The organism is Burkholderia sp. Bp8984 (assembly GCF_003853755.1).
Lineage (GTDB): Bacteria > Pseudomonadota > Gammaproteobacteria > Burkholderiales > Burkholderiaceae > Burkholderia.
Window position 1 is genome coordinate 40,231 of sequence record NZ_QTQN01000014.1, and the last position, 17,990, is coordinate 58,220.

Here is a 17,990-nt window from a genome sequence, read left to right on the forward strand (position 1 = left end):
CCGGCATGGTTGGCGAATGATGCCACGCGAAGCCGACAATTGCCTTGTACCGGGCCGGCGTTGCGGACGCCGCGTCCGGCTCGTACGAATCGCCGCGAAAGGCGCATCAAAATCGGATTGATCCGATCGACCGATCGCGATCGCCTGACCACAATGTCACGATTTGCGACGCACTCCGCGCCGCGGCCGGCCACGCGGCCCGCGTCGCACCGCACACCGCCCTCATGATTCCATCGCCCCTCGTTTCCGTCGAAGGCTCAATCGCCCGCCCTCGCGTCGCGCCGCTCGACGGCGTGCCGCCGTTCGGCCGCGAATGGCGGTTCGGCGCCGCGTCCGGCAGCCGCTCCGGCATCCGCTGCGTGGCAACGTTGATGACTTCGTGCATCGACGTCGACGCGCCGCATCGTGCCTGCCGCTGGCAACCGCTGGCCGCCGTACAGCCGTCGTCAGCGGGCGTACCGGCCGTTGCGGCCGGCGCCACCGGTCGGCATCGGCACATCGCACGTGCCGTTGATCGAGCACATGACCGGCGGGCACGGCATGCCGCCTGCTGGAGCATCGGCGCACTCGCGATCATCGGCGGGCTGATCGTCGCCCACGAACCGTTTCCGGATGTCGCGCGTTCGCCGGTCATGCAAATCGCCGGCGCCGTGCCGGAGCACGCGACGGAATTCACGGGTCGAGTGCGGAGCGCCGGGGCCGAGCCCGCCACGGCCATCACGCCGGCACGGCACCACCCGGCGCGGGCCGTTGCCAATACACCTATCACATCGTCGCAGCCCGCACGCGACGCTGCGCTCGCGCCGTCGCCGCGACTCGCCGACGCCGACGGCGCGCCAGACGTACGACGCGCCGCCAGCGCGGCGGCACCGTCGCCGAATCGACCGAACGGCACGCATGCGACAGCCGCGCAAGTCCACCCGCCTTCCGCGCCGCGACTCGCCGGCCGCCCGTCGATCACGCACGTCGCATCGCGCATGCCAACGCCCGGTCGCGCCGGTTCACTGCCGGTCCCGGACACCCGGCACGACCAGCACGCTTCGCTCGACGATCCACTCACGCTGATCGCGATGGCGAACGCGCTGCGCGCCGATCGCCCGGCATGGGCGGCCGACGCGCCCGCCGCAGACTTCGACTGGACGACGCACCTGTCCCACCGCCGCCTGACCGACACACCGACCACACTCACCCGCTGACGCGCGGGCAATAAAAAACCCGGCGAAGCACGCTGCGCCGGGTTTTCGTTCGTCGACCGGTCCGTCGGGCCGGCCGCTCGTCACTTGCGCGCGGGCAACCCCGTTTCGGCCTGCCGCTCGAGTTGCCGTACCTGCTCCTGCAGTTCGCGCAACTGCAGCTGCGCCGCCCGCTTCTCGACCTGCAGCGCCTGCGCCTGTTCGTGCGCCGACTTCTGCCGCTGCGCGACCTCGGCCTGCTGGCTGCGCGCGACGCTCAGATCGGCCTGCAGTTGCTGCGCACGATTCGCCTGCAGCGCGATCACGCGTTCGAGGAACGTCTTCTGCGCCTGCAGTTCGGTGCGGCGGATTTCGACGTCCGCGAGTTGCGTCGTCTGCTGGACGAAGTTCACGTAGACCATTTCCGCGCGGCTCTTCTCCTGCGACTTGACCACGCGCCACAGATGCTTGTCCTGGAACAGCGCGACGTAATACGTCATCTCGCGCGGATCGAACATCAGGCTCGCGCCGTAGCTGCCGTTGTACGTGGTGCGCATCTCGACGATTCGCCCGTCGTGCAGCATCTGCGTGAGCTCGGCGACGTTGCCTTGCGCGGTCGCATCCGTCGCGGAGGCGGCGGACGCGTCGGAAGGGGAAGCCGCCTGCGCGGCATCGCCGCGCAGGCTCGTCACCGCGGGGCGCGAGCCCGCGACCGGCGCGGTCGCGTCGACGGACCACGCTGCGCCCGCGTGCACGCAGGCGGCCAGCGCAACGATCCACGTTGCGCATCGTGCAGGGGAAAAATCTCGGAAGGCCAACGTCAGACTCCGGCGAACGAATCGGGAGTCGCGATTATCGTTCAAAACGAAACGGCCACATCTCGAATTTAACGGGATGCGGCCGGCCTTCCTGCCCGGCACTGCAAACGCCGGCTACAGGCGCGTTTCGCGTGCCGCGCGCAGGAATGCATCGAGCAGCGGCGTGCAGTCGAGCAGTTCGGCGCCGCCCGCACGATGAAACTCCGGGTGCCATTGCACGCCGACGACGAACGGCGCGCGCCGGTAGCGAATGCCTTCGATGATCCCGTCGCCGGCCGACACGGCCTCGATGTTCAGATCGCGGCCGAGATCGCGGATCGCCTGATGGTGGATCGAGTTCACGATCGCTTCGCTGCGCCCGGGAAACATGCTCGCCAGCGTCGACGAGTCCGGGAAGCGGATCGCGTGACGATGCTGGTCGTAATGCTCGCTCACGTGCGCGTTCGCGGTCGGTACGTCGGTCGCGATGTCCTGGTAAAGCGACCCGCCGAACGCGACGTTGATCAGCTGGCAACCGCGGCACACGCCGAGCACCGGCTTGCCGGACTCGACGAACTCGTGAAACAGCTCGAGCTCGTACATGTCGCGCACGCGATCGCCCGGCCATTCGGGGCGCGCGTCCGACGCCGCGTAGGTTTGCGGCGACACGTCGGCGCCGCCTTGCAGCAGCAGGCCGTCGAGATGCTTCGCGTAGTCGCGCAGGCGGATGTTGCTCGGGTGCAGCATGCCCTGGTGACCGACGGTCGGGATCATGAACACGAGCACGTCGCGCGACATCACCCAGTGCGCGATCGATTCCTCGAGATACTGCAGCGTCTTGCCGCGCAGCCCCTTCGCGCCGGGCTCCGGATGGAAGATCCGCGCCGACACGCCGATGCGCAGCGTGCGCTGCGTGATCCGCTGGCCGGCGCGATCGAATAGCCGGCGTGCGCGCGCCGCGACGATCCGGCCGAATACCGACCACGGCGTGTCGCTTTGCTTCAGGTAAGCCGGCGGCACGTTCTGCGCATTCGCGGGCGGCGGGCGCGGCGTGTCGAAATCGGGCTGCGCGCCGAAACCGGGTGGCGCCGCACCGGGTTTCGGCGGCGCTGCACTGCCTTCGGCGGCGGCACCCGCCGTGCCTGCGGCGCCCGGCTCGGCCGCCGCCGTGACCGGCGCTGCGCCATTCGCCGCGACGACCTGCGCAGCGGCAGCCTGCGTGGCAGGCGCCTCCGGCGTGGGCGCCGGACCGGAACGAGGGGAATCGGTGGAAGCGGAAGAAGTGCCGGGCAGACCGGCCGGGGGAGGCGTGTTTTCGCTCATGACGATGGTCTGGTACGTCGCTCGCGCGTATTGGATTGACGAGGATTCATTATGCTTCAGTGCACGATCGCGCGGTGAACCTGCAACATCCTGTCGAAATTGTTGCAAGTCGTCGCATCCCCCGCCGGACGTGCCACCGGCCTCCATTCGATGGTATCGAAGGTCGTCCGGGCGAACTGGACATCAGTGATATATCACAATAATATTCACGGATCGTCCACGTTGCCCGATCGCCCGCGCCATGACCGCGCCCTGTCCGGCCACCGCGCCCCCGCCCGCATGAACGCCCTGACCGACGCCCTCCACGACCGGCCCGCCGCATCGGCGGTCAGCCTCGCCGACCGCGCGTACGCGCTGATCCAGCGCGACATCATCACGATGCGCCTCAAGCCGGGCGCCGCGCTCAACGAAGCCGACCTCGTGGCCCGCACCGGCATCGGCCGCACGCCCGTCCATCAGGCCGTCCACCGGCTGGTGCTCGAAGGGCTGCTGTCCGTGATGCCGCGCAAGGGGCTGATGGTGCAACCGCTGTCGCTCGACGACATCGCCGCGGTGATCGACGTGCGCCGCATCAACGAAGCGCATTGCGTCGAACTCGCCGCCCGCCACGCAACGCCCGACGATCTCGCGCGCATGGCCGCGCTGCTCGACGACGGCCAGGCCTGCGTCGACTCGCACGACGTCGAGGGCATGATGGAGCTCGACCGCGCGTTTCATCAGACGATCGCCGCGGCGGCACGCAACACGGTGCTCGCGGAAATCCTGCGCGCGCTGCACGAACGCTCGCTGCGCTTCTGGTTTGTCACGCTGTCCGAGCCGCATCACCTGTCCGACGTCCAGCACGAACACCGCGAACTGTTCGAGCGGCTGTCCGCGCGCGACGCCGCCGGCGCACGCACGGCCGTCGAACGCCACATCGATTCGTTTCGCGCCACCCTTGTCCAACACCTTCGCCCCTGAGCCGCCCATGACCACCTTCACGCCCTTCCCTCCGCTCGCCCAGCTCGCCGCCGACCTCGCCGCCGGCCGGACCACGAGCCGCGCGCTCGTCGACGTCGCGCTCGACCGGATCGCCGATCCGGCCGGCCAGGGTGCGGCCGTCTTCACCGAAGTCGACGCCGACAACGCGCGCGCGGCCGCCGACGCGCACGACCGCCTGCGTGCCGCGGGCACCGTGCTGTCGCCGCTCGCGGGCATCCCCGTATCGGTGAAGGATCTGTTCGACGTCGCGGGCCAGGTGACGCGCGCCGGTTCGCGCGTGCTCGACGGGGCGCCGCCCGCCAGGGCCGACGCGGTCGCCGTCGCGCGGCTCAAGCGCGCGGGCGCGGTGCTGGTCGGCCGCACCAACATGAGCGAGTTCGCGTTCTCGGGGCTCGGGCTGAATCCGCACTTCGGCAATCCGCGCTCGCCGTACCACCGCGACGTGCCGGGCGATGCACGGATTTCCGGCGGCTCGTCGTCGGGCGCGGCCGCGTCCGTCGCCGACGGGATGGCCGCCGTCGCGCTCGGCACCGACACCGGCGGCTCGATCCGCATCCCGGCCGCCCTGTGCGGGCTGACCGGCTTCAAGCCGACCGCGAGCCGGATCCCGACGCAAGGCGGCGTGCCGCTGTCGACCACGCTCGACTCGTTCGGCCCGATCGGCCTGACGGTTGCCTGCTGCGCACTCGTCGACCGGATGCTCGCGGGCCTCGAACCGCACGTGCCGGCCGCGCGGCCGCTCGAAGGCGTGCGGCTCGGCGTGCTGACCAATTATGTGACCGACGGCGTCGACGCCGACGTCGCCGCCGCGCTCGACGCATCGCTGAAGCACCTCGAAGCCGCGGGCGCGATCGTCACTGAAGTGCGCTTTTCCGCGCTCGACCGGCTGCCGGACATCAACCGCTTCGGCTTCTCGCCGATCGAGGCGTACGCGTGGCATCGCCCGCTGCTCGCGCAGCACCGCGACCAATACGACCCGCGCGTGCTGTCGCGCATCCTGAAGGGCGAGCCGGCGAGCGCGGCCGACTATCTCGACCTGCTCGCTGCCCGCCACGCGATGCTGGAAGAAGCGGCACACACCGTCTGGTCGCGCTTCGACGCGCTCGTCGCGCCGACGGTGCCGATCGTGCCGCCGCGCATCGCCGAACTCGAAGCGGACGACGCCGCGTTCACGCGCACCAATGCGCTGATCCTGCGCAATCCGAGCGCCTTCAACTTCCTCGACGCATGCGCGCTGTCGCTGCCGTGCCATCCGCGCGACGCGGCGCCGGTCGGCCTGATGCTCGCGGCCGCGCCGCATCGCGACGACGCGCTGCTCGCGATCGGCCAGGCGGCCGAGGCCGTGCTGAACACGATCCGGTGACCGCCCGCGCGGCATGACGGCGGGCTATGGACCGGACGAAGCGGAGGCGGCGGCGGCCGGGTGCCGCACGCGCGCTGTCAGTTTCGTGCCAGATCGTTCGCGCTAAAATCGCGCGATTGTTTATCGGACCGACCAACGACAGGAATCCCGCCGACATGAACGACTCCACGCTCGCACTCCGCCGTGAACGCCGCCTGCTGATGCTGCTCGGCTGGGTATGCATCGCCCTGCTGGCGGGCGCACTGTATCTGCAGTACGTGAAGAACGAAGATCCGTGCCCGCTGTGCATCATCCAGCGCTACTTCTTCGCGGCGATCGGGATCTTCGCGTTCCTGGCCGCGGGGATGCGCAACTGGCGCGGCATCTGGGTGCTCGAGCTGCTGATCGCGATCGCCGCGGCCGGCGGCGTCGGCACCGCCGCGCGGCACCTGTCGATCCAGATGAATCCGGGCTTCAGCTGCGGCTTCGACACGCTGCAGCCGATCGTCGACAGCCTGCCGCCCGCCCAGTGGTTCCCCGGCATGTTCAAGGTTGCCGGCCTGTGCGAGACGGTCTACCCGCCGATCTTCGGGATCCTGCTGCCCGGCTGGGCGCTGATCGGCTTCGCCGTGATCCTGATTGCCGTCGCCTCGAGCCTCTGGCGCCATCGCCGCAAGCTGGCGGGCTGACCGGCCGCGCCGCGCGATCCGGCCGACCGGTCGAGGCCGCGTGGCCGCTTCGTCCGGCTAGGCCCACGACACCGGCGCGACCCCGATGCGGCCGCACCCTGCCGGCCGCGCGTAAACACCTATCCCCGCCGCCGTCCCGATTCCCGGGCGAACGCGCGTCGCGCGACATCCGCGCGCACGCCCCGCCACGCATGCGTTTCGGCCCGACGCCCGCGCGTCGGCGCCCCGATCCCGCGCGGCGGGCCTATGATCGACATGATCGCCGTCTGATAGCCCGGATCACCGCCCGGCAATGTTCCCGCCGCCTTGCGGTGCTATCTTCACGACTGGATGGCGATCTACGTGCGCGAGGCCAGGCGGTCTCACCTCCTGCGTAACGCGCGCCCGATCCGCAATGTCGACTGGATTCATCATGACAACGCAAACCATCCGCATCCGTCACCCTCATGGCGTCCGCACGTTGCGCGGCGTCGTTCGCGCGCGCCTTCGGCGCACGGCCACCGCACTGAACCCGTCGTGCGGCCGGCCCGCCTCGCTCCCGTCCGTCCTCGTTGCCGCCGCGCCCGCCAGCCCGCGCCGCGCGTCGTGCCGAATCGTCCGGAACGGAGCGTGCTGATGGAAGCCTGGCTCGGCGATCTGCAGCAACTGCTCGCACACGGCGAAGCGGCCGTGCTCGTGACGGTCGCGCATACCGACGGCTCCGCGCCGCGCGAGGCCGGCACCAAGATGCTCGTCACGCGCGACACGGCCCGCCATACGATCGGCGGCGGTCATCTGGAATGGAAGGCGATCGAGATCGCACGGCACCTGCTGAAGGACGGCGCGCACGTGCCCCACGCGCGCCGGCTCGAACGGCTCGCGCTCGGCCCGAGCCTCGGCCAGTGCTGCGGCGGCGCGGTCGTGCTCGCGTTCGAGCGGCTCGACGTCGGCGACCTCGGCTGGATCATGTCGCTCGCGAAGCGCGTCGCGGCGGGCGCCGCGACCGTGCGTAGCGTATCATTCGGCCCCTCGCCGGGCGCGCCGCTGCTGAGCGAGCCCGAATCGCCGGCCGCGCGTGCCGATTGCCTGCTGTGGGAAACCGGCGGTGTAGCGTTGATGACCGAAACGATCGCGCCGTATGCGTTCCCCGTCGTACTGTTCGGCGCCGGGCACATCGGCACCGCGCTCGTGAAGGTGCTGGCAACGCTGCCGTGCCACGTGCGCTGGATCGACGGCCCCGATGCGGTGTTCCCGCCGGCCGAGGCGCTCGCCGGGATCGGCAATCTCGCGATCGACGCGCTTGCCAGCCCGGCCGATGCCGTCGACACGGCGCCGCCGCACGCGTACTTCGTCGTGATGACGCACGACCACGCACTCGATTTCATGCTTGCCGAGCGCATCCTGCGGCGCGGCGACTATGCATACTTCGGGATGACCGGCTCGCATACCAAGCGCGCGCAGTTCGATCATCGGCTGGCGGCGATCGGCATCGACCCGGCCCAGGTCGCGCGGATGCGCTGCCCGATCGGCGTCGAAGGCATCATCGACAAGGCACCCGAAGTGATCGCGATCTCGGTGGCCGCGCAGTTGCTGCAGGCCGTCGAGGCGAACGCACCCGTGCAGGCTTCCCCCACCTTCTGACCGACCAAGAACAACGCCATGACCCCGACATTCAAGGACAAGATCGCCCGCGCTCCGAAAGCGGAGCTGCACATCCATATCGAAGGCTCGCTCGAGCCCGAACTGATTTTCGCGCTCGCGCAGCGCAACGGCGTGAAGCTCGCGTACGAATCGATCGACGCGCTGCGTGCCGCATACGCGTTCACCGACCTGCAGTCGTTCCTCGACATCTATTACGCCGGCGCGAGCGTGCTGCTGACCGAGCAGGATTTCTACGACATGACGGCCGCATATTGCGAACGCGCGCTCGCCGACAACGTCGTCCACACCGAGCTGTTCTTCGACCCGCAGACGCACACCGAACGCGGCGTGCCGATCGAGACGGTGGTGGCCGGCATCGACCGCGCGCTCGCCGATGCCGAGCAGCGCGGGCTGTCGAGCAAGCTGATCCTGTGTTTCCTGCGCCACCTGCCGGAAGAAGATGCACTCGCGACGTTCGACGCCGCGCTGCCGCTGTTCGAACGCTATCGCCATCGGCTGATCGGCGTCGGGCTCGACTCGTCCGAACTCGGCCATCCGCCGACGAAGTTCGCGCGCGTGTTCGAGAAGGCGCGCGCGCTCGGGCTGAAGCTCGTCGCGCATGCGGGCGAGGAAGGCCCGCCCGCGTATATCTACGAAGCGCTCGACGTGCTGAAGGTCGACCGGATCGACCACGGCGTGCGCAGCATCGAGGATGCGGCGCTCGTCGAACGCCTCGCGCGCACGCGCACGGCGCTGACCGTGTGCCCGCTGTCGAACCTGAAGCTGTGCGTGTTCGACGACATGGCGAAGCACACGCTGAAGGCGCTGCTCGATCGCGGCGTCGCGGTGACGATCAACTCCGACGATCCGGCCTATTTCGGCGGCTACGTCAACGACAACTACTTCGCGACGGTCGACGGGCTGCAGCTGACGGACGCCGAAGTGCACGCGGTGATTCGCAACGGCTTCGAGGCGTCATTCGTCGACGCCGCGCAGCGCGATGCGCTGATTGCGCGTCTCGATTCGTACTGGCAGGCCGCGTGACGGCCGGCATCGAGGTTCGCTAGACAGATGAAACACCGCAACGACATCCGCTTCGCGACGACCGGCCCGGCGTTGTGCCGCACCGGCCGCCTGCGTGCGCCGGGCACGCAGGCCGGCATCGCGTCCGTCGTACGCGTGGCGACGGCGGTGTGCGTCGTCGCGCGCCGAAGCCTGTCGCTGCGCGTCGTGCAACGACTGTTGCGGCTCGCGATGCCGCTCGCCGGCGAGCCGGTCGCCGTGATCGCGATCGCCATCGCGATGGCGGCGCTGTCCGCCGGTACGTCGGCCATCGCGGCGACGGCCGCCGCGCTTGCGTGCGCGCTCGCAGCGCGCGGCGCCGCCTGCGCGGCTCGCCGCATCGCGCACGCCCGGGCCGCCCCCGCCGCGTCGTCGCCCGCGCGGCACCGACCGTTTTCTTCTGTTCGCCTTACCTTGATGCAGGACCCTTCGTCATGACGCAAACCGCTTTCCGTTCCCAGCTGCTGACCTTCAACGGCGACCCGGCGCAATCGAGCCAGGCCGCGAACCACGAGACCGACGGCCTCCTGATCGTCGATGACGGCAAGGTCGTCGCGGCCGGCCCGCATGCACGGCTGGCCGCGACGCTCGCACGCGACGCGGTCGTCCACGACCTGCGCGACAAGCTGATCGTGCCCGGCTTCATCGATACGCACATCCACTATCCGCAGACGGACATGATCGCGTCGCCGGCCCCCGGCCTGCTGCCGTGGCTCGACAAGTACACGTTCCCGACCGAGCGCCAGTTCGGCGATCCGGAACATGCGCGCGAAGTCGCCGACTTCTTCGTCGACGAATTGCTCGCGTGCGGCACGACGAGCGCGCTCGTCTACTGCACCGTGCACAAGCAGTCGGCCGACGCGCTGTTCGCGGCGAGCGATGCGCGCGACCTGCGGATGATCGCGGGCAAGGTGCTGATGGATCGCAACTGCCCCGAGTTCCTGCGCGACACCGCGCAATCGGGCTATGACGACAGCGCCGAGCTGATCGGCCGCTGGCACGGCAAGGGCCGTCAGATGTACGCGCTCACGCCGCGCTTCGCACCGACCTCCACCGAGGCGCAGCTCGAGGCGTGCAGCGAACTCGCGCGCCGCCATCCGGACGTGTTCGTGCAGAGCCACGTCGCGGAAAACGTCGATGAAGTGAAATGGGCGGCCGAGCTGTTCCCGGGCCACCGCAGCTATCTCGACATCTACGATCGTTACGGGCTGCTGCGCCCGCGCGCGGTGTACGGCCACTGCATCCATCTCGACGACGAGGACCGTCGCCGGATGGCCGAGACGCGCACCGTCGTCGCGCACTGCCCGACGTCGAACTTCTTCCTCGGCAGCGGGCTGTTCGACTTCGACAAGGCCGGCGAATACGACGTGCCCGTCACGCTCGCCACCGACGTCGGCGGCGGCACGTCGTTCTCGATGCTGCAGACGATGAACGAGGCGCACAAGGTTGCGCGGTTGTCGGGCCACCACCTGAGCGCGACGCGGATGTTCTGGCTCGCGACGGCCGGCGCCGCGCAGGCGCTCGATCTCGCCGACACGGTCGGCACGCTCGCGCCGCGCACCGAAGCCGACTTCGTCGTGCTCGACCCGCAGGCCACGCCGCTGCTCGCACGCCGCACGAAGCGCGCGGAGTCGCTCGAGGAACTGCTGTTCGCATTCGCGCTGCTCGGCGACGACCGCGCCGTGTACCGCACGTACGCGGCCGGCCGGCTCGTGCACGAGCGCGGTGCCGCACGCCGCGCCGCCGCGTAACCGGCGCACCTGAGCCCCACCCTGCGCCGGCATGCGCTGCGGCGCATGCCGGCGCCGTCGAATTCACCGCGTGCGGCACGCGCCGTGCTAGAATTCGCCGCTCATTGGGGAGTAGCCGCTCCGCTCGATGTCCCGCGCCCCGGCGCGCATCGTGACGGAGGCGTCCGTCAACAGACTTGGCCGTTCGGCCATGGCGGGCGCAGCCACCAAGGCCTGGCGAGACCGATGGTTCACTGCGCGCCGCATCAGGGCCCGGCGCGCGGCGGATCGTCGCTCGCACGCACAACATCGGCCCGTGGAACTCCATACGTGTCCCAAGCCTTCCTGATCTCCACCGGCGCCGTCGCCCTCGCTGAAATCGGCGACAAGACCCAACTGCTGTCCCTCGTGCTGGCCGCGCGCTATCGCAAGCCCGTGCCGATCATTCTCGGCGTGCTGGTTGCGACGGTCGTAAACCACGGCTTCGCCGGTGCGCTCGGCGAATGGCTCGGCATTCTCGTCACGCCGTCGATCATGCGCTGGGCGCTCGCGTTCTCGTTCATCGCGATGGGCTTGTGGATCCTCGTGCCGGACAAGCTCGATGCGGACGAAGCCAATGCGAACCGCTCGCGGCTCGGCGTGTTCGGCGCGACGCTCGTCGCGTTCTTCCTCGCGGAAATGGGCGACAAGACGCAGATCGCGACCGTCGCGCTCGCCGCGCGCTTCCAGGATTACATCGGCGTGGTGGCCGGCACGACCTTCGGGATGATGCTGGCGAACGTGCCCGCGATCCTGCTGGGCGACCGTTTCGCGCACCGCCTGCCGACGAAGCTGGTGCACGGCATCGCGGCCGTGCTGTTCGTCGTGCTGGGCGCGCTGGCGCTGCTGGGCGTCGGCGTCTGACGCACGCAGGCAAGTGGCGCGGCCGGGCGGCCGCGCCGGTGTCGATACCGCGTTACTTCGCAACCGCCGCACCCGATGCCGGCGCCGCCGGCACCGCGCGCTCGTTGGCGGCCGGCGCGGCCGGCCCGCCGCGCTTGTCGACCGGCAGCCGCACCGTGCGGATCGCCCCGTTCGACAACGGGAAATCGGCGAGCGCGCTGCGCGCGAGAAACGGCATCGCATACAGCAGCGCGCCGTTGTCGCCCGTGGTGCGCGCGGTCACGTTATAGACCTCCTTGCCGGTCGCGCGCTCGGTGATCCGGATGCCGAGCGTGTAGTCGAACACCTGGTAGGTCTGCGCGACGTAGCCGGCCGGCATCGGCCCCCAGGGCCCCCAAGGGCCCCACGGCCCGCCCCGCCAGTACGGCCCCGGCCCCATGAACCACGGGTCGTAGTAGACCGGCTGCGGCACCGTCACCAGATCGCTGCCGACCCCGTAGGCCAGCCCGACCAAATAGCGTGCCTGCGCGGCCGGCACCTGGCGGAACGCATACGCGGACAGTTCGTTCGCGACGATCGGCTCGTAGGTCGACTGCTCGATGCTGTGCTTCTGCGCGTCGGTGCGCGTGAAGGCGTAAGTGCGCGTCGCGTCGCTGCCGCTCCAGTCGGAGAAGGCCGTGACCTGGGTCGTCACGTAGCTGGTGCAGCCCGTCAGCAGCGCCACGCACAGGGCCGCCGCCCAGCCCGCACCGCGTTGAATCCATTCGTGTTTCATGTCGATCCTCGTCGATCCGTCACCCGTTCGTCGCACCGCGCGAACCGCACGGGATGCCGATAATACGCGGACTGCCGGAACCGGTAAAAAGTTCGCACGGCACGCGGCCGCAAGCCTTTGTACAATGGCCCGGTTCAGCCGGCCCGCGCTGCGGGCCCGATCCCCACTCCACCGATCTCGACGACCATGTCCGACAACGCCTCCTCCACCGTGATCCGCCGCGCCGACTACACGCCGCCGGCCTTCCTCATCGATTCCGTCGCACTCGAATTCGATCTCGCGCCGGCCCGCACGATCGTCAGGAACACGATGCGCGTGCGCCGCAATCCGGACGCGGCGCCCACCCCGCATCTGGAGCTGATGGGCGAAGCGCTCGAATTCCTCGGCGCACGGCTCGACGGCGCGCCGTATGGTCCGGTGCGCGCGCACGACCACGGACTGACCGTCGAAAACGTGCCCGATGCGTTCGAGCTTACGCTCGACAGCGCGTGCGCGCCCGATCAGAACACGACGCTGTCCGGCCTTTACGTATCGAGCGGCAACTTCTTCACGCAGTGCGAGGCCGAAGGCTTTCGCCGCATCACCTACTTCCTCGACCGCCCCGACGTGATGGCGTCGTACACCGTCACGCTGCGCGCCGACAAGACCGCGTACCCGGTGCTGCTGTCGAACGGCAATCTCGTCGACTCGGGCGAACTGGCCGACGGCCGCCACTTCGCGAAATGGGAGGACCCGTTCCGCAAGCCGAGCTACCTGTTCGCGCTGGTCGCGGGCAAGCTCGTCGCGATCGAGGAGAAGATCACGTCCGGCTCCGGCAAGGAAAAGCTGCTGCAGGTGTGGGTCGAACCGGCCGATCTCGACAAGACCCGTCACGCGATGGATTCGCTGATCCATTCGATCCGCTGGGATGAAAAGCGCTTCGGCCTCGAGCTCGATCTCGACCGCTTCATGATCGTCGCGGTCGGCGACTTCAACATGGGCGCGATGGAAAACAAGGGGCTCAACATCTTCAACACGAAGTACGTGCTGGCGAACCCCGAGACCGCGACGGACACCGACTTCGCGAACATCGAGTCGGTGGTCGGCCACGAGTACTTCCACAACTGGACCGGCAACCGCGTGACCTGCCGCGACTGGTTCCAGCTGAGCCTGAAGGAAGGGCTGACCGTGTTCCGCGACCAGGAGTTCTCGGCCGACATGGCCGCGGGCGACGACGTCGAGTCGGCGGCCCGCGCGGTCAAGCGCATCGAGGACGTGCGCGTGCTGCGCCAGCTGCAGTTCGCCGAGGATGCGGGCCCGATGGCGCATCCGGTGCGTCCGGAAAGCTACGTCGAGATCAACAACTTCTACACGATGACCGTCTACGAGAAAGGCTCGGAAGTCGTGCGGATGTACCAGACGCTGTTCGGCCGCGACGGCTTCCGCAAGGGGATGGACCTGTACTTCCAGCGCCACGACGGTCAAGCGGTGACGTGCGACGACTTCCGTCACGCGATGGCCGACGCGAACGGGCGCGACCTCGCGCAATTCGAACGCTGGTACAGCCAGGCCGGCACGCCGCGCGTGTCGGTGCGCACCGCGTACGACGCGGCTGCGCGCCGCTACACGGTCACGCTCGCGCAGGGCTACGGCGACGCGTCGCCGGCCGCGCGCGAGACGCAGCAGGGGCCTCTGCTGATTCCGTTCGCGATCGGCCTGATCGGCCGCGACGGCCGCGACCTGCCGTTGCGCCTCGACGGCGAAGCCGCCGCATCGGGCACGACGCGCGTGCTCGACTTCACCGACACCGAGCAGACCTTCACGTTCGTCGACGTGCCGCAGGAACCGCTGCCGTCGCTGCTGCGCAATTTCTCCGCGCCGGTGATCGTCGAATACGACTACGGCGACGACGACCTCGCGTTCCTGCTCGCGCACGACAGCGACCCGTTCAACCGCTGGGAAGCCGGCCAGCGCCTCGCGACACGCGCGCTGCTGACGCTCGCCGCGCGCGCCGCCGCGAACGAACCGCTCACGCTCGGCGCGAATTTCGTCGCCGCGTTCCGCCGCGTGCTGACCGATGAAAACCTGTCGCCCGCGTTCCGCGAGCTCGCACTGACGCTGCCGTCGGAAACCTATCTGGCCGACCAGATGGCGGAAGCCGATCCGGCCGCCGTGCATCGCGCCCGCCAATTCGTGCGCCGCCAGCTCGCGACCGCGCTGCGCGCCGAGTGGCTCGCCGCGTACGAGCAGCACCAGACGCCGGGCGCGTACGAGCCGACGCCTGAAGCCTCCGGCCGCCGCGCGCTGAAGAACCTCGCGCTCGCGTATCTCGCCGAACTCGAGGATCCGGCCGACGCCGTGCGCATCGCGACCGCGCAGTACGACGCGGCGAACAACATGACCGATCGCGCCGCCGCGCTCGGCGCACTGCTGTCCGCCGCGGCGGCCGGTGCGAACGACGCGGCCGCGCGCGCGCTCGACGACTTCTACCGCCGCTTCGAAAAGGAAGCGCTCGTGATCGACAAGTGGTTCGCGATGCAGGCCGCGCAGCGCGGCACGCCGGCCCAGCCGACGCTCGCGAAGGTCCGCACGCTGATGGCCCACCCCGCGTTCAACCTGAAGAACCCGAACCGCGCGCGCGCGCTGATCTTCAGCTTCTGCGCGGCGAACCCGGCGCAATTCCACGCGGCGGACGGCTCGGGCTACGCGTTCTGGGCCGAACAGGTGCTCGCGCTCGACGCGATCAACCCGCAGGTCGCCGCGCGCCTCGCCCGCTCGCTCGAACTGTGGCGCCGCTTTACGCCGGCGCTGCGCGACCGGATGCGCGAAGCGCTCGAGCAGGTCGCGGCCGGTGCCAAATCGCGCGACGTGCGCGAGATCGTCGAGAAGGCGCTCGCGTAACGTCACGCACGCGACTCGCCGCGCGCGCCAGCGCGACGAAGCCGGTGCCGCCCCGTTGCGGCGCCGGCTTTTTTGTCGTCTGAAGGTTGGCGGAACGGGAGCCGGACCATGCGTTCGGCCCCCCGGTTTTACCGCCGCTGCCGGGCCGATCCGCCGCGCCGGGTACGCCGGAACCCGGCCGGACCGGCCGACCGACCATGTAACCGGACGAAAAAAGGCGGCGGCTCGGGAGGCTCGCCGGGTAAAATTGCGGCAATTCAAGGATTCTTTGGCCTCTCGGAGTCTGTCATGTCCATTGCCCGCCGCACCACGCTGTCCAAGTTCCTGATCGAGCAGCAGCGTGAGACCAACAACCTCCCCGCCGACCTCCGCCTGCTGATCGAAGTCGTCGCCCGCGCGTGCAAGGCGATCAGCTACAACGTGTCGAAGGGCGCGCTCGGCGAGGCGCTCGGCACCGCCGGCAGCGAGAACGTCCAGGGCGAAGTGCAGAAGAAGCTCGACATCCTGTCGAACGAGATCCTGCTCGACGCGAACGAATGGGGCGGCAACCTCGCCGCGATGGCATCGGAGGAAATGGAAACGTTCTTCCCGATCCCCGCGAACTACCCGCGCGGCGAATACCTGCTCGTGTTCGATCCGCTCGACGGCTCGTCGAACATCGACGTGAACGTGTCGATCGGCACGATCTTCTCGGTACTGCGCTGCCCGGACGGCAAACAGGCCACCGAGGAATCGTTCCTGCAGCCGGGCACGGAGCAGGTCGCGGCCGGCTACGCGGTGTACGGCCCGCAAACCGTGTTCGTACTGACGACCGGCAACGGCGTGAACTGCTTCACGCTCGACCGCGAAGTCGGCTCGTGGGTGCTCACGCAAAGCAACATGCAGATCCCGGCCGATACGCGCGAATACGCGATCAACGCATCGAACGCACGCCACTGGTACGAACCGGTCCAGCGCTACGTCAACGAACTGAACGCCGGCAAGGAAGGCCCGCGTGGCGACAACTTCAACATGCGCTGGATCGCGTCGATGGTGGCCGACGTGCACCGGATCCTGAACCGCGGCGGCATCTTCATGTACCCGGCCGACAAGCGCACGCCCGATCGTCCGGGCAAGCTGCGCCTGATGTACGAAGCGAACCCGATGTCGTTCATCGTCGAACAGGCGGGCGGCGCCGCGACGACGGGCACGCAGCGCATCATGGAAGTGCAGCCGACCGGCCTGCACCAGCGCGTGCCGGTATTCCTCGGTTCGAAGAACGAAGTCGAGCGCGTGACCGGCTATCACAACGAAGGCAAATAAATTTGCACTGCAGCACTAGACGGAGGTGCGAGACGTCAGTACAATCGCGCCTTCGCGATGTGGCCCTGACAGGCTGCATCGCAGTGAAGTGAAAGCGGGAAGTCCGCCGGATCGAGGGTTTCGCGAAGCAGCAGCAGCAAGCTGAAAAAAATTTCGCAAAACCTATTGCCAAGATCTCGGATTTGACCATATAATTTCATTTCTCTGCTGCCGGTGTAGCTCAGTTGGTAGAGCAGCGCATTCGTAATGCGAAGGTCGTAGGTTCGACTCCTATCTCCGGCACCAAGATATAAAGGCCTGACAAGCATCGCTTGTCAGGCCTTTTCTCTTTTCCGGCCGCAATTCCAGCCACGATCTCCGATGCGCGAAGTCGTGCGCCACCCTCACCGTCATTTCCGCTTGCGGGCATCCCCCGACTCCCGCACCGCACGCCGCCGATTACAATCGCCGGACCACCCGCCCCTCCCCAGCATCATGCGCACCTGGCGTCTCGAGCGACCGAACCTCAGCGGACAACTAGACGTGTCCCGTGCAACCGGTCTCGTCGCCGCGATCGGCGGCAGCGAGCCGAACGCGTTCGCCGCGGAAATCCTGAAGCTGTTCGACGATGCGCTGGCCGTCACGCAGTGCACGATCTTCGCGTACGAGTTCGGCAACCGGCCGCGCACCGTCTCGGTCGCCGACCATCGCGGCGGCCGCTACCTGCGCGACGTTGCCGACACCTATGCGCGCCATTTCTATGCGCTCGACGGCAACCAGCGAATCGTCTCGGCCGCCGGTCGCCGCACGCAGCGCCGCGACGTGCTGCTGCATCAGCAGGCCGGCGACGAGATCGGCCACGACGCGTATCGCACGGCCTGCTACCGCGGCCCCGACGTCTCCGATCGCCTCGCGTTGCTGATGCAGCCGAACGACTCGACCTGGCTGTCGATCAATCTGTATCGCGCGCACCGCAGCGGCACGTTCCAGCCGCGCGAGATCACGGCCATCGAAACGCTCGCACCGCTGATCGCGCAGGCCGCGCAGCATCACTATGCGCTCGCGGGCTCGGCGCAGATCGGCATCCCGCTACAGATGCTCGCGCGGCTGCGCGGCGCATGCCCGACACTGTCCAAGCGCGAGCTCGACGTGCTGCGCGGCGTGCTCGAAGGCCAGACCGCACAGGAGATCGGCGAGACGATCGGCGTGAAGGCTTCGAGTGTCGTCACCTATCAGAAGCGCGCGTACCGGCGCCTCGGCATCTCGAGCCAGCGCCAGCTGTTCGCGCTGTGCCTGCAACCCTGAACTTCGATTGCCGATCCTGAACGCGTCGGGGTAAATCCCGGCCCGCCGCCAGCCGTTCGCCGTACCCGGAATGGGGACAGCGGTGTCCGGCGCGGCTTCCATACTGCATCCAACCTGCCGCACGCATCGCGTCGCCGAGCGTGCGCGTTCG

15 protein-coding genes, 1 tRNA gene and 1 riboswitch are annotated in these 17,990 nt (G+C 68.9%); of the genes, 13 read left to right on the forward strand and 3 right to left on the reverse strand.

The window, feature by feature from the left end:
• Positions 1-44: 44 nt before the first annotated feature.
• Positions 45-1,196, forward strand: coding sequence for a hypothetical protein (locus tag DID98_RS16205; RefSeq protein WP_311767933.1), 1,152 nt, complete (start codon positions 45-47; stop codon positions 1,194-1,196).
• 80 nt (positions 1,197-1,276) lie between these two features.
• On the opposite strand, the gene DID98_RS16210 is transcribed toward DID98_RS16205, so the two are convergent.
• Entirely contained in the window at positions 1,277-1,990 is a 714-nt protein-coding gene (locus DID98_RS16210) for a DUF2968 domain-containing protein (protein WP_124571010.1), read from the reverse strand.
• 114 nt (positions 1,991-2,104) lie between these two features.
• The gene (locus DID98_RS16215) at positions 2,105-3,292 is read right to left on the reverse strand and encodes a gamma-glutamyl-gamma-aminobutyrate hydrolase family protein (RefSeq protein WP_124487814.1); all 1,188 of its coding nucleotides are present in this window, start codon (positions 3,290-3,292) and stop codon (positions 2,105-2,107) included.
• A gap of 279 nt (positions 3,293-3,571) precedes the next feature.
• On the opposite strand from DID98_RS16215, the gene DID98_RS16220 reads away from it, so the two are divergent.
• The 8 genes from DID98_RS16220 to DID98_RS16260 all read left to right on the forward strand — a co-directional run bounded on the left by DID98_RS16220 (position 3,572) and on the right by DID98_RS16260 (position 11,619).
• Positions 3,572-4,252, forward strand: coding sequence for a GntR family transcriptional regulator (locus DID98_RS16220; RefSeq protein WP_044849232.1), 681 nt, complete (start codon positions 3,572-3,574; stop codon positions 4,250-4,252).
• Positions 4,253-4,259: 7 nt separating this feature from the next.
• The gene (locus DID98_RS16225; RefSeq protein ID WP_124571011.1) at positions 4,260-5,636 is read left to right on the forward strand and encodes an amidase; all 1,377 of its coding nucleotides are present in this window, start codon (positions 4,260-4,262) and stop codon (positions 5,634-5,636) included.
• A 155-nt stretch (positions 5,637-5,791) separates the two neighbouring features.
• Positions 5,792-6,304 (forward strand): disulfide bond formation protein B, encoded by a 513-nt coding sequence (locus DID98_RS16230; RefSeq protein ID WP_124487811.1) that lies wholly within the window; start codon positions 5,792-5,794, stop codon positions 6,302-6,304.
• A 615-nt stretch (positions 6,305-6,919) separates the two neighbouring features.
• The gene (xdhC, locus tag DID98_RS16235) at positions 6,920-7,924 is read left to right on the forward strand and encodes a xanthine dehydrogenase accessory protein XdhC (protein ID WP_124487810.1); all 1,005 of its coding nucleotides are present in this window, start codon (positions 6,920-6,922) and stop codon (positions 7,922-7,924) included.
• An 18-nt stretch (positions 7,925-7,942) separates the two neighbouring features.
• The gene (locus tag DID98_RS16240; protein ID WP_044849230.1) at positions 7,943-8,968 is read left to right on the forward strand and encodes an adenosine deaminase; all 1,026 of its coding nucleotides are present in this window, start codon (positions 7,943-7,945) and stop codon (positions 8,966-8,968) included.
• 27 nt (positions 8,969-8,995) lie between these two features.
• A complete protein-coding gene (locus tag DID98_RS16245) occupies positions 8,996-9,424 on the forward strand; it encodes a hypothetical protein (RefSeq protein WP_124571012.1) in 429 nt (142 codons plus the stop codon).
• Positions 9,421-10,737, forward strand: a complete 1,317-nt coding sequence (guaD, locus tag DID98_RS16250) for a guanine deaminase (protein WP_044848552.1) — start codon at positions 9,421-9,423, stop codon at positions 10,735-10,737. The genes DID98_RS16245 and guaD overlap by 4 nt, the downstream gene beginning before the upstream one ends.
• Before the next feature lie 94 nt (positions 10,738-10,831).
• Positions 10,832-10,968, forward strand: a riboswitch (yybP-ykoY riboswitch).
• A 78-nt stretch (positions 10,969-11,046) separates the two neighbouring features.
• Complete coding sequence (locus DID98_RS16260; RefSeq protein ID WP_044848551.1) at positions 11,047-11,619, forward strand: TMEM165/GDT1 family protein; 573 nt, start codon at positions 11,047-11,049, stop codon at positions 11,617-11,619.
• A 52-nt stretch (positions 11,620-11,671) separates the two neighbouring features.
• Here the strand turns inward: DID98_RS16260 and DID98_RS16265 are convergent, their stop codons facing one another.
• Positions 11,672-12,373 (reverse strand): DUF4136 domain-containing protein, encoded by a 702-nt coding sequence (locus tag DID98_RS16265; protein WP_124487808.1) that lies wholly within the window; start codon positions 12,371-12,373, stop codon positions 11,672-11,674.
• A gap of 186 nt (positions 12,374-12,559) precedes the next feature.
• Between DID98_RS16265 and pepN the strand changes: the two genes are divergently transcribed.
• The 4 genes from pepN to DID98_RS16285 all read left to right on the forward strand — a co-directional run bounded on the left by pepN (position 12,560) and on the right by DID98_RS16285 (position 17,839).
• Complete coding sequence (gene pepN, locus DID98_RS16270; RefSeq protein WP_124571013.1) at positions 12,560-15,253, forward strand: aminopeptidase N; 2,694 nt, start codon at positions 12,560-12,562, stop codon at positions 15,251-15,253.
• Positions 15,254-15,541: 288 nt separating this feature from the next.
• Positions 15,542-16,555: a class 1 fructose-bisphosphatase gene (locus DID98_RS16275; RefSeq protein ID WP_124487806.1), complete on the forward strand. Its 1,014-nt coding sequence runs from the start codon at positions 15,542-15,544 to the stop codon at positions 16,553-16,555.
• Positions 16,556-16,764: 209 nt separating this feature from the next.
• Positions 16,765-16,840: transfer RNA gene (locus DID98_RS16280), tRNA-Thr, on the forward strand.
• 189 nt (positions 16,841-17,029) lie between these two features.
• Positions 17,030-17,839: a LuxR C-terminal-related transcriptional regulator gene (locus DID98_RS16285; protein ID WP_124487805.1), complete on the forward strand. Its 810-nt coding sequence runs from the start codon at positions 17,030-17,032 to the stop codon at positions 17,837-17,839.
• Positions 17,840-17,990 lie beyond the last annotated feature (151 nt).